Source organism: Companilactobacillus zhongbaensis, from assembly GCF_003946515.1.
GTDB classification, from domain to species: Bacteria; Bacillota; Bacilli; order Lactobacillales; family Lactobacillaceae; genus Companilactobacillus; species Companilactobacillus zhongbaensis.
In genome coordinates this window covers 1-12,207 of the sequence record NZ_RHOM01000028.1, presented here as the reverse complement: position 1 = coordinate 12,207, position 12,207 = coordinate 1, and the positions used below count along the sequence as shown (strand labels likewise).

Annotated in this window: 13 protein-coding genes and 2 riboswitches; of the genes, 6 read left to right on the top strand and 7 right to left on the bottom strand. The window is 40.7% G+C overall.

Translation table 11 applies throughout. From position 1 onward, the window contains the following. The first annotated feature begins 3 nt into the window (after positions 1-3). Both EKM69_RS09925 and aroD read left to right on the top strand, forming a co-directional pair. Positions 4-879: a shikimate dehydrogenase gene (locus EKM69_RS09925; protein WP_125710620.1), complete on the top strand. Its 876-nt coding sequence runs from the start codon at positions 4-6 to the stop codon at positions 877-879. Positions 880-887: 8 nt separating this feature from the next. Further along, positions 888-1,649 (top strand): type I 3-dehydroquinate dehydratase, encoded by a 762-nt coding sequence (gene aroD, locus EKM69_RS09920; RefSeq protein ID WP_125710618.1) that lies wholly within the window; start codon positions 888-890, stop codon positions 1,647-1,649. An 86-nt stretch (positions 1,650-1,735) separates the two neighbouring features. Here the strand turns inward: aroD and EKM69_RS09915 are convergent, their stop codons facing one another. Genes EKM69_RS09915 through EKM69_RS09905 form a run of 3 tightly spaced genes read right to left on the bottom strand, consistent with a single transcriptional unit; the run spans position 1,736 to position 4,408 of the window. Further along, complete coding sequence (locus tag EKM69_RS09915) at positions 1,736-2,392, bottom strand: energy-coupling factor transporter transmembrane component T family protein (protein ID WP_125710616.1); 657 nt, start codon at positions 2,390-2,392, stop codon at positions 1,736-1,738. Further along, on the bottom strand, positions 2,376-3,809 hold the full coding sequence (locus tag EKM69_RS09910) for an ABC transporter ATP-binding protein (protein ID WP_125710614.1): 1,434 nt from the start codon (positions 3,807-3,809) through the stop codon (positions 2,376-2,378). Before EKM69_RS09910 ends, EKM69_RS09915 begins: the two co-directional genes overlap by 17 nt. 8 nt (positions 3,810-3,817) lie before the next feature. After that, positions 3,818-4,408, bottom strand: coding sequence for an ECF transporter S component (locus EKM69_RS09905; RefSeq protein WP_125710612.1), 591 nt, complete (start codon positions 4,406-4,408; stop codon positions 3,818-3,820). A 110-nt stretch (positions 4,409-4,518) separates the two neighbouring features. Next, positions 4,519-4,609: riboswitch (TPP riboswitch) on the bottom strand. Positions 4,610-5,107: 498 nt separating this feature from the next. After that, positions 5,108-5,210: riboswitch (TPP riboswitch) on the top strand. 46 nt (positions 5,211-5,256) lie between these two features. Between EKM69_RS09905 and tenA the strand changes: the two genes are divergently transcribed. Both tenA and EKM69_RS09895 read left to right on the top strand, forming a co-directional pair. Beyond that, entirely contained in the window at positions 5,257-5,934 is a 678-nt protein-coding gene (gene tenA / locus EKM69_RS09900; RefSeq protein WP_125710610.1) for a thiaminase II, read from the top strand. Between the two features lie 98 nt (positions 5,935-6,032). Then, positions 6,033-6,557 (top strand): 5-formyltetrahydrofolate cyclo-ligase, encoded by a 525-nt coding sequence (locus tag EKM69_RS09895; RefSeq protein WP_125710608.1) that lies wholly within the window; start codon positions 6,033-6,035, stop codon positions 6,555-6,557. A gap of 40 nt (positions 6,558-6,597) precedes the next feature. Here EKM69_RS09895 and EKM69_RS09890 read toward each other — a convergent pair whose 3' ends face one another. Continuing rightward, complete coding sequence (locus EKM69_RS09890; RefSeq protein WP_125710606.1) at positions 6,598-7,824, bottom strand: DUF2075 domain-containing protein; 1,227 nt, start codon at positions 7,822-7,824, stop codon at positions 6,598-6,600. 283 nt (positions 7,825-8,107) lie between these two features. Here EKM69_RS09890 and EKM69_RS09885 point away from each other — a divergent pair, with 283 nt between their 5' ends. Both EKM69_RS09885 and EKM69_RS09880 read left to right on the top strand, forming a co-directional pair. Continuing rightward, positions 8,108-8,611 (top strand): hypothetical protein, encoded by a 504-nt coding sequence (locus tag EKM69_RS09885; protein ID WP_125710604.1) that lies wholly within the window; start codon positions 8,108-8,110, stop codon positions 8,609-8,611. Positions 8,612-8,619: 8 nt separating this feature from the next. Beyond that, positions 8,620-9,942 (top strand): glycosyltransferase family 2 protein, encoded by a 1,323-nt coding sequence (locus EKM69_RS09880; protein WP_125710602.1) that lies wholly within the window; start codon positions 8,620-8,622, stop codon positions 9,940-9,942. A 42-nt stretch (positions 9,943-9,984) separates the two neighbouring features. Here the strand turns inward: EKM69_RS09880 and EKM69_RS09875 are convergent, their stop codons facing one another. The 3 genes from EKM69_RS09875 to EKM69_RS09865 are packed head-to-tail and all read right to left on the bottom strand — an operon-like array spanning position 9,985 to position 11,971. Beyond that, the gene (locus EKM69_RS09875) at positions 9,985-10,269 is read right to left on the bottom strand and encodes a DUF1905 domain-containing protein (protein ID WP_125710600.1); all 285 of its coding nucleotides are present in this window, start codon (positions 10,267-10,269) and stop codon (positions 9,985-9,987) included. Then, a complete protein-coding gene (locus tag EKM69_RS09870) occupies positions 10,269-10,907 on the bottom strand; it encodes an NAD(P)-binding oxidoreductase (protein ID WP_125710598.1) in 639 nt (212 codons plus the stop codon). Before EKM69_RS09870 ends, EKM69_RS09875 begins: the two co-directional genes overlap by 1 nt. Positions 10,908-10,930: 23 nt before the next feature. After that, positions 10,931-11,971: a zinc-binding dehydrogenase gene (locus EKM69_RS09865; RefSeq protein ID WP_125710595.1), complete on the bottom strand. Its 1,041-nt coding sequence runs from the start codon at positions 11,969-11,971 to the stop codon at positions 10,931-10,933. Positions 11,972-12,207 lie beyond the last annotated feature (236 nt).

The window sequence follows — 12,207 nt, the reverse complement described above, 5'->3', positions numbered from 1 at the left end:
TTTATGACAGAAAGAATCGACGGACACACAATTTTGATTGGATTGATGGCATATCCGATCCGGCATTCAATGTCGCCAACGATGCACAATAATGCTTTTGCCAAACTAGGTTTGAATTATGCCTATTTGGCATTTGATGTGACGAGTGACCGTTTGCCTAAGGCTATCGATGCAATCAGGACATTAGATATGCGTGGTTCGAACATTTCGATGCCAAATAAGCAAAAGGTGATCCCACTGCTAGATAAATTGGATCCTGCTGCCAAGATGATCGGTGCCGTCAATACTGTCGTCAACGATAATGGTATTTTGACGGGTTACACGACCGATGGGACTGGTTTCATGAAGTCGCTCGATGATGAGGGACTTGATATTCGCGGACACAAGATGACTTTAGCCGGTGCTGGTGGTGCAGGTACTGCCATCGCCATTCAAGCAGCTCTTGATGGAGTCAAAGAAATTTCTATTTTTAATACGAAAGATCCTTCTTGGGAAAATGCCAAGCGAAACGTTGATGTCATCAATGAAAAAACCGATGCGCATGCAACTTTGCATTCCTTAGATGACCAAGACGACTTCAAAAACGAGATTGCCGATTCTTACATTTACTGTGATTCAACTGGTGTTGGGATGAAACCTTTGGAAGGACAAACTTTGGTAAGTGATCCATCATGGTTTAGACCTGATATGATAGTCTTTGATACCGTGTACGCACCAAGAACAACGAAGTTAATGGAAGTAGCACAAACTGCTGGTGTCAAACACGTCTTCAACGGACTCGGCATGATGTTAGGACAAGGCGCCGAAGCCTTCAAATTGTGGACTGGCAAGGAAATGCCCGTTGACTACATTAGACAATTATTATTTACAGAAGAATGAGGACGATCATGACTAATAAAATTGTAAAAATCGGTAATATCGAACTAGGAACAGGTCATACAAAAATTGCTGTGCCGATAACCGGAACTACCAAGGAAGAAATCTTGAGTCAAGCTGAAGAAGTCAAGCCAGCTCAACCCGATCTAGTTGAATGGCGCGTCGACTTTTTTGAAGATGTTGTCCATAAGAGTTCATTAGAAGAGATTGCTAAGCAATTGCGCACTAGCTTAGGTGATACGCCATTATTGACCACTTTTCGAACGTATCAAGAGGGTGGCGAGAAGATGTTGACGGATCAAGATTACTTTGAGATCGTCAAAAACATCATTTCTTGGCAACAAACTGATGCTATCGATCTGGAGTTGAAACATGATCAAACTCAGATCGAACAACTCATCCAAATGACTAGTGATACTGAAATCGTGACGATCATGAGTAATCATGATTTTGCGGAAACACCAAAACAAGCTGAGCTCGTTAAACGATTGACCCAAATGCAGAAAGCTGGTGCTGATGTGGCTAAAATTGCGGTCATGCCGAAAATTTCAGCCGATGTTTTAACACTGCTATCAGCGACTCAGCAAGCTCACGAAAAACTGGACTGTCCTTTGATCACGATGTCGATGGGCGACTTGGGTAAAGTAACACGTACTGCTGGAAAAGAGTTCGGTTCGAGTTTGACCTTTGCGAGTGTGAAAAATAGTTCTGCTCCCGGTCAAATTGAGATCGGTCGTTTGAGAAATATCTTAGATGAATTTGAAACTGAATAACGCTTTTTAATAGGAAGGATGGCAGATAAGAAGCCATCCTTTTTTGATGCAAAAAAGCATTCCGAACGAATTCAGAATGCTTAGTTTTAAAATAAACCACTAAAGGCTAAAAATTGTAGTCCAACTAGACAAACTCCCGCGACTAGCCAGTTCCACCAAGGGATGGCGTAAGTGTCGTAGTGAGTTCTTGTAGCCGTTTCATTGAATCCGTGGGAAACCATGGCTTGGGATAAGTTGTCCGACCAGCGTAAGGAGATCAGGATCGACTTGAAGAAGATCTCTGGTGACCAGACGTGGAGAGCTTCACCACGCATCATCGCAGCAGTTTTCATTTGTTTAACGGTCACAACTACACGGGGTGCAAAGTTGAAAGCTCCTAAAGTTCCATAGACGAACTTGGAAGGGAGGCGGCAATTTTGTTCCAGTGATCCTAATAATTCGTCGACGGTTCCAGTGTAAGATAAAATACCACCGAGAAAAATATAGGCATAGACCCGAGTAGATAAGAGCCAAGCACTGTGCATTGCATCTCCAGAACCGTGAGCGTAAAACGAGAACCAAGTTCCAAAAACGGGGATGATCGAAACTAAAAACATCCACAATATTTTCTTAATACTGACGTGTTTGAAGAGCAAATAGAGCAGACCCAAAGCTGCAACGACTAAATTGGCGATGACACTTTGCATAAATGCCAACTCAAAACTGATGATCAAAACGAGTCCTAATTTAAGAGATGGATTCATAGTTTAGCACCTCCGTGTAAGTCAGACATTGGTTTTTCAGCTGTAAATGATAGTCGAAGAAATCTTGCAGACCACCTAATTGATGGCTGATCATCAAGACCGTCAATTCTTGTTCGGAAGCGACCGTCTTGATCAGTTTCATCACTGTCTTAGTCGAATGTAAATCCAAACCGGCTAAAGGTTCATCCATCAATAAAACAGGATCGCCCAAGATCAACATTTCAAAGATCTGTAGCTTTTTCTTTTGTCCACCGGACAGTTGATAAACTACGTGATCTTTTAAATGAGCTAAGTTTAATTGTTTCAAATAATCTTCAACGACATCATCTGTCCAAAAATCAGGATAGTTGGTGTGTTTCAAACTCAGCTTGATCTCATCTTCGACCGTCAATTTCAAGTATTGCATTTGTGAATCCTGAAATATCAAGCCAACGTAGCGCGCATATTTACGCTGATTGTATTTTAAGATGTCTTTTTTCAAGTATTTGATTGATCCACGGTAGTCGTGGAGCCTAGTCAAAGCAGAAAATAAGGTCGATTTTCCTGTGCCATTTTCACCAGTCAGTAAAATCATCTTGCCTTTGAAGACATCAACAGAAGCACTATTGATCAATGATTTGGCACCGTTTTGCAAGTTCAACTCATGCAAGTCGATGATCGATTCCACGGTATCTCCTGGTTTGTCGAAAAGCAGTTGGCGATTTTCTTTTTGATAGGTTGCAAAGACTTCAGCTGGTTTTAAAACAGGCTGAACTTGGCCATCATCGAAATGATACAAATCGTCAACGATACCTTGATAACCCATGAGATCGTGATCGGTGATCAAAATAGTTTTGTGGTCGTTTTCCTGCAAGTCTTTTAATAGCTCGAGCAATTGCTTGCGTGACTTAATGTCGATGCAGGCAAAAGGTTCGTCGAGCATGATCAGATCACTATTCATAGCCAAAGTGATAGCTAATGATACCTTCTGGAGCTCACCACCCGATAAGGTGTCTAATTTGCGGTCTTTGAAATTTAAAATTCCGACACGCTCCAATGAACGGTCGATAGTTTCTTCGATCTGTTCGATTGGTAAACCTAGGTTTTCCAAAGTAAAGATGAATTCTCGCTTGACGGTAGTCATTGAAAATTGATCATTGGGATTTTGGAATAAAAAGGCGACGTGCTTGGAAAAATCTTGCGTATTCCAGTCGTCAACATCTTCAGAATCGATGTACATTTTTCCTGATGTGACGTGACCAGAAAATTCAGGATACAAGCCGGCGATTATTTTCATCAAAGTGGATTTCCCACAACCAGAAGGACCGTAAAGAACGTTGAAAGTTCCCAGTTGGAGTGTGAAATCTAAGTCTTTGATTATATCTGGTCCTGAATTTTTATAACGAAAAGTTAAGTCATTAATGACGAGTTTATCCATGGTATGACCTAGTCTCGATTGAGGATCCCTGATTTTTCAACGAGTTTGTTGATCCAGTAAACTAAAACGCCAGCAAAGAATCCGATAGAGATAAAACGAACTAGTAGCAATAATAAAATGAAGCCAAAGTTGTATTTGCCGTAACCTTCATTGATCATGCTCCAACCGAAAGTTACTAAAGTACCTGTAATAGTTGATAGTAGTAGGCCTAACTTGTCGAAACGTTTGTAACCTGTCATTGCAAAACCTAAGCCGTTACCGACACCTTGGATAAGTCCGGAGATCAATGTGGCAGCACCCCATTGACCACCAAGGATCATTTCCACGAAACTTCCGAGAAGTTCACCGATAGTACTAGCACCAATCTTTTGTGTCAACATGGCGGCTAGTGGTCCGGCAATCATCCAAAGTCCTAGTAAAACGTCGTTAGCGAAAGGTCCTAAACCGATGGCGGCCATTCCGGCAGCGAGAAAGTTGTATGAGAGACTAGTTCCGAAGAAAATAGCTCCACAAAATACACCGGTCAAGGCGATGAATGCAATGTCACGCAATGAGTAGCTCAAAGCTGACGGTTTGTTACTTGTAGTCTGTCTGTTCATGATAAATCTGTCCCCTCAAAAAAGTTTTTATTCGCTCCTTGAAAGAATATGATCATGAGGCTCAAAAAAGGGCCAACTATTCTTTTGATGTGCAAAAAATAGTTGGCCCTTAAATTTATCCAATATCTTCCTACACTAATATTAATTAGATCAGGTTCAATGGGTTTGATCTCAGCTGTTACAGCACCCCAGATATATTACTTTTAAGAATCATTTATAACATGAAAAGCTTATCATTATCATCATGGGGTGTAAAGGACGTTATTTTGATGTTTGATTATTAAGGGATTTATTGCCTGAGCAGACTTGATGTGAGAGGAAAAAGCAGACAGAAGCGTTTTGCTTGTGCTGGCGTTTGAGGTAGTAGTTTGGTGTGGTGCATCAATCCCCTTTTGGGGAGTGTGGAAATAGGTGCTTCCTAGTTTTGTTGGCAAGATTTGATCTGGTTGATCTCCTTGCTGCTTCTCGGTTCGCGGGACTGAAGCTCCGTTCATTTTGTTTCCTGACGTACATTCCTGTTGCAATCTTTTCTTTTATTTCCTGTTGGATAAGAATCTCCATATTTTTTTATATCTATGGATTTTTGGTTGTTTATTAGATATTCGTCGATATTTTTTCTTAAACTATCTCCAATTTGATTCAGTCAAATAATCCCACATGAATCTGATTTTTTGTATGTTATGATGTGTGTATTCGAATGTGAATCACTAGGGGTGCAGTTTTGCTGCTGAGATGACTTTTTGCCGATCCCTTTGAACCTGATTTGGTTAACGCCAACGTAGGAAAGTGATAAGCTCAACCACCTTGCTGATTGATGTTTGAATAATCAAATAGTGGGGTGTTTGCAAATGGATTTTTCAGATAAGCTTAAAAAAATAGGTCAACCGATCGTTTCAGAGATTATGTCTCATCCATTCGTTAAGGGAATTGGTGATGGTCATGTTCCGAGTGATTCGTTGGCCTTTTATGTTGGTCAAGATTATAAATATTTACAAACCTATTTGAAAGTGTACGCAGCCGCGATTCAAAAAACCGATGACGCTGATCAAATCAAATTGTTTGGTGGGCAATTGAATATGCTCGCCCAAGGTGAGTCCGATGCTCATAAGAGTTTTTGTGAGATTGCCGGGATCGAATACGAGAGTTTACAACATGCCCGGGTGGCACCGATGACTTATTTGTACAACGAACACATGTATAATTCAGTCAGAACAGGGGATTTGATCGATGTGGTCGCATCGTTACTTCCTTGTCCTTGGACGTACGCTGTGATCGGTAACGATTGGATTGCCCAAGGTAAGGCAACTGATGACAATCCATTCAAGTTTTGGTTGGATTTTTATGCAACAGATGACTCCGATGATCAAGTTTTGAGTAATCAATTTTTTGACATCATTGATAAAGAGGCCGAAAAGTATTCAGATCAACGTTTGAAAGTAGTCGAAGACCGCTTTTTGAAGAGTTGTGAACTCGAATGGCATTTTTGGGACCAAGCTTATTACAAGCAAGATTGGAAATTTATTTAAGCTAGCTCAAAGCCGTTCAAGGTGGCTTAGCCAGTTTTTTCTGCTATAGTATTATCAGTATATGAGCAGAGGGGCTGGTTATTATCGATAAGAAAACGTTGCGTCAAGAACAGATCAAGTTGTTAAACAAGTCAAAGAGTAAGACTAAGGAAGAAGCCGTCTTGCTGCTAGATAAGCTGCAAAAAACTGACGAGTGGAGACAGGCTAAGTCAATTGCGACGACCGTCAGCAATTTGTTTGAGGTCCCAACTAAGCCGATCATTGAAGCAGCGATTGCTGAAGGAAAGACGGTATACTTGCCAAAGACGATGCCACATCGCCAAATGTCATTTTTACCGTTCACAAGTTACGATGACTTAGTAACGAGTAAGTTCGGCATTCCCGAGCCAGTTTATGATGAGCAGTTGGAAAATCAACAGCCAGATCTCGTTTTAGTTCCCGGACTAGCGTTTGCTAGCGATAGCCGTTTCCGTGTCGGCTTTGGTGGTGGCTATTACGACCGCTTTTTAAAAAATTATTCCGGTAATACCGTTGCCTTAGTCCCATCAGCCATGCATTTTGATACGACTGATTGGGATGTGGAAGAGTTCGACATTGCCATTTCTAAATTAATTGAATTGTAAAAAAACCTCCGATTTCGTTTGATGTCGGAGGTTTTTGTCGTTATTGGATCGTATTTTGTTGAATGTAGCGGAAAATATCGTGGTCGTGGAAGTAGACGTAAACACCTTTGACGCCACGCTTTAACAAAACATTGATCGAGTTTAAAATGATATCTTTTTTGGCGTGGTTGATCCTTGAAATGTCATCCAAATGTCGTTTTTTGAAGGCTTCGTGGTCTTCGTATTTACTGATATCAATGCTGATGTGGCCATTTTTATCGTATGTAACTGAAGGTCCGATGATGACGGCAACGTAATTCAAGTCGAATCCTTGAACGGTGTAGATCGACCCGATCTCATTGATAGTTTCTGGTTTTTCCGCCCAAGTGACCTTCGAGTAATTGTACTGATCCCAAGGTAAGTGGAAATCACCTTCAGTGACGTAGTGCTTTTTTCCGTCCAAAGTGGAAGGATAGTCGGCCGTTGAAACGATGCGCGCTTTACCGAAATTGTTATTCTTCTCGATCAATTTTTGATACATCTTTTGTGCATCTTCAAAGATTCGAAAATCATAATCGTCCTGCATCCCACCGAGATAATCGGCGTCTTTCATAGCCAAATCCAGTGGCTTGATAGTTAAATCGTTCGTCAGTGAATCGATCCAATCGATGATCTGCTTCGGAGCTTGCATTCTCATCTGCGTGGTGAGGGTGCTTTTTTCGTAGTTTAAGTTCAGCGACTTGATCAAACTATCGATCAAAGACTGTGACCAGTAACTCTTCAGCTTCAAAACTTGTCGTTCATCGTAGACGAAAATGACGACCTTGCTCAACTTGATAATTTCTTCCAGTTGATTATTTTGCTCGAAGTTGTTGTATTTGTCGCTTTCACTGAGCAACAGATGGGCTTCGTCGATCACCACGATATCGGCTTTTTGTTGATTCTTGTGCATCTTATTGATGAAAGTCGTCGGTCGCAAAAAGCGATTTTTCCGTAAGTCTTGATAAGCTCCAGCGTTGTCTTGGTAAACCTTCAGCAATTCGGGATGATTCACTAAAAAATAGTTGTTGGAGCCGTGGAGTTGAGAATCGATGTCTTTCGCCGCTTGCTCTAACGTTAAAAACAGCTTCGTTAAAATAACGCTTTTACCGGTTCCAGCATCGCCGTTTAGTTGGAACAATCCCTTAGTATTGTTGTTCCAGTTGTCTTGGCAAAAAGTTTGGATTTTTTTGAAGACTTGTTCTTGTTGCTTAGTCAGATTTTTGTTTGGTAGTAGTGATTCTAGCATGGTTGCCTCGATATTTTTGATGATAGGTTTTACTTTACAAGTTGCCGGATGCTAATTCAAATATTGAGTTTAACAATACTTATGCAACTAACTAAATTATATTGAATATTTTTATGTTGATTATATAAAATAAACACTTATATATAAAATAAATCTAATGGTATTTATTCTTGAAAACTATATATTTATGGATGTAACATTATGTATATAAAATGACAATTTCACTTTTTGAAATTGATCGTTTTTCTTATTTTCAAAAATAACTGAATAGTAGGGGGAAACTATGATAGACCAGAGTGGGTCAAAGAAGTTTTATGAAGATAAGTATTTTAAACCAGGAAATCGAGCTTTAAAGATCAAGGAGGGATTCATTACATTAGTCGGATGGGCTTTCGTAATGGGATTGATGACCTTAGTTTTGATTTCTTCGATGTCGCATATTGATACGCGGCTTCCGCAACTGTTACCACATACGCAAGGATTTTATGAAATCAATCATTTGGCGTTTATTTTGGTGACACTTTCAATTATTTCTTTTTTGATATCAATTTTTTTGACGATCATGAATAATTATCGTAACGATAGTTTTTATAATTCAACTAGCGTTTTGGATCAAGAACGCGAGCGCAAACGTGAACGATTGTTCGAGAATTTTGCGGATGAGAGATTCGGTGATGAACAATATCGGCACAGTGTGAAGTATTGTCGGATAGTTCCAGATAAATGTCTGGAAATTAACACATACCAGAAACTTTATAAAAAATATCAGTTAAATGATGTGGATTAGGGGGAATCATGCAAAATTTAATTGATAGCCAACTCATATGGAATTTCATCCGTTCGACATTTGATCTAACCATGTTTACACTCAGTATTTATCCGATTTTGGGATCATTTTTTTGGTTGTCAGGATCGATTTGTTATCGGTTCTTAAAAAAAGGTCGACGTGATGATAATTGGACCAACATTCCCGCATCCGATCAGCCGTTCATTACTATCATGATCCCAGTTCATAACGAAGAGCTAGTTTTGAAACAAACGATTGAGTATTTATTCAAAAAAATTAATTATACTAATTTTGAAGTTTTAGCCATCAATGACGGATCGACTGATAATTCAGAGCCAATCTTGGTTCGGCTGCAACAACAGTATCCAAACTTACGAGTCATCAATATCGAAAAAAATAGTGGTAAGGCGCATGCTTTCAATGTTGGGATGAATTTTGCCAATGGCGAATACATTTTGAGCAACGATGCCGACACCATTCCGGAACCGGATGCCTTGATGAAATACATGAATTTTTTCCGGGATAAAAATCCTAATATTTGCGCGGTGACAGCCAATTCTGATGTCCGTAATCGCAGTTCGTTATTGGGTAAGTCGCAAACTTTGGAATTTTCGAGCATTATCGGAATCATTAAACGCAGCCAAGCGGCTATTTACGACTCGCTATATGCATACAGTGGTGCTAATACCATGTACAAAAAGAGCTTTTTAATAGCAGTCGGTGGCTTTCGCCAAGATCGCATCACCGAGGATATTAGTATTGCCTGGGATCACAATGCAATCGGTGGTATTCCGACGTTTGCACCGAATATCATTTCACATTTGATTGTTCCAAATAACTTTAAAGATCTGTACAAGCAACGTAAACGTTGGGCTCAAGGTGGAACTGAAGTCTGGTTATCGAATTTTAAAAAAATTGTCCTGCATCCGATCAAACGGCACACGTTGTTGCCTTTGTTGGCTGATGCATCGTTTTCGATCCTCTGGTCATTTTTCTTCGTCATCACGACGATCTTTTTCTGGAGCGCCTTTGCAATTGCTTTGATCAATGGTGATCGTATGGCAGCTAATTCTTATTTGTTTCAGTCATTAGTTTTGATTTCTTTCGAATTAATCGCCGGAATAATTCAACTTCTAGCGGCGGTCATAATTGATGATCGAATTCAAAAGCTCAAATATTTTGGCTTTGCGCCGTTGTACATTTTGTTTTATTGGATCGTCGGTCCGATTACGGTGGTTCATACTTTCGTCGCTGCTGTGAAATCGGTTTTTGGTGGTGGAAGTGGTATTTGGGTCAGTCCTACACGAAAGGCATCAGATCTGAAGGGATAAAAAAACTCTGAGACCATACTAAAAAGTATGATTTCAGAGTTTTTATTTTTCGGTGATAGTGACTGAGACTTCATCGCCGATATCTTTTTTTAGTTTAGTTCGGATCGATTTCAAGACGCCGATGATGTAACAAATACTACCATCGTCATTTTTGACACCCATATTAACGATCGAACCGTCATAAGGGATGCCGTCAAAAGTTGCATGCACCTTGACCCGACCCTTACCGAATTCTTCACGAATATCGTAGGGAAACTCCACAAAGGCGCCACCTTTGCCAACTTCAGATGAGCGGATCTCTGCGGTGTATTCGTATTTTTTACTCATTAGTAGACGTTTCCTAAGGCAGTGTTGATCGGCATGTTACCGGATTTCATCAGCAATACTTTGTGGATGGTGTTGGCATGATTGAGGATCCCGGCTAAAGTTTGGGCTACGTCAGGAATTGGATTAGTCGATTCTTCACTGGCACCAAAGGTGATCTTACCAGTTGCAGGCTCTTCAGTCAGAAGTGAGGCTTGCAAGATGGTGTAGTCGAGATTTGTTTGATTGATCAAGTAATTGTCCGCAAAAAACTTAGCGATATTGTAATCGGTCAAGTTTTCTAAACCAGGTTGATCCCATTTTTCCGGTTGCAAGGTGAATAAGGAGCTCAGCATGATGAAGCGCGAAATTTGATTTTTCTTAGTGGCTTGCATGACTTTGACTGCACCAAAAGCATCGGTTTGTAGCAAGTCTTTGCCACGAGATCCAGCGACGAAATAAACGGCACTGACCCGACCGATGACTTCAGCGATATCTTCAGTAGAAGCGTGTAGGTCAAGTTTGACGGCGGAAACGTTGTCTAGCTTGATGATTTTTTCCGGATGTCGAGCCCCAGCAACGACTTGGTGACCGTCGTTTACGAGGTCTTTGATCAATTCGGTAGCGACACGACCGCTACCACCAGCGATGAATACTTTCATAGAGGTACCTTCTTATTAGTTGATTACGAAACTTTAACGATTGATTTGATGACTTTTCTATCAGCCATTTCTTGATAAGCGTCGTTGATCTCATCGAGTGAAAATGACTTAGTAAAGACGAGTCCAGGGTTGATCTTGCCATCAAGAACAGCTTTTAATAAGACGTCTTTATCATAAGTTGTGACTGAAGCAGGGCCACCAGCGAGTTGAATATTTTTTTCAAAGGATTCTTTGAGATTCTGTTTTTCGCCGTGAGGAAGTCCGACCCGACCGACAACAGTTCCGGGACGACCGACTTTCATGGCCGTTTCAAAGGACAAACCTGTACCAACGCATTCCAAAACAGCATCGGCACCAAAGCCGTCAGTCAAGGCTAAGATTTTTTCAACGCCTTCATCACCACGTTCAGCCACGTTGTCCGTTGCACCAAAAGTTTTAGCTAATTGTTCACGGTCGGCATGACGACTAGTTGAGATGATCTTAGTTGCTCCCAATAATTTGGCGGCGATGATAGCACATTGACCAACGGCGCCGTCACCCATGACTACGACTGTGTCGCCAGCTTTGACATTGGCTACTCGAGCAGCATGATAACCAGTTGCCATAACGTCAGCTAAAGTCAAAAGTGACTTGAGCATACCTTCACTGTAGTCTTCAGGCTTTCCAGGAACTTTAACTAAAGCCCATTGACCGTGTTGGAAACGAACGTATTCCGCTTGGTTGCCACGACTGAAATTGTCACTGTGATCTTGGCAGTCGCCATCAAATCCAGCTAAACAAGCAGGACAGTGACCGCAACCGTGAGTGAATGGAGCAATGACAAAGTCACCAGGTTTAACCGTGGTGATCTCGGAACCAACTTCTTCAACGATACCAATGGATTCGTGTCCGTTGTTATTAGAGTTGGCCTCTTTTTCTTCAAAACCTCGGTATGACCAAAGGTCAGAACCACAAACACAAGCACGAACGACCTTGATAATAACGTCATCAGGTTGCTCGATCGTAGGTCTTTCGACATCTTTAACGGTCATCAGACCGGCTTTTTCAAAAATTGCTGATTTCATAAGGCATCTCGCTTTCGTAGTTATTTAACGCTTCCATTATAATATTTTATTAATTTATTTGATAGAAAAAACCAGCCTTCAAGAGAGATGCGCTGGTCCCTGTCAAGTTGACATTTGAAATAATATAAAAATTGAATACTTCTTAAATGGCCATTCTCCTGTATTCCGCAGGGGTATGGCCATTTATTGTTTCTGATCTATCTACATGATTAAAATAGTAGATCCCTTCTTTGACG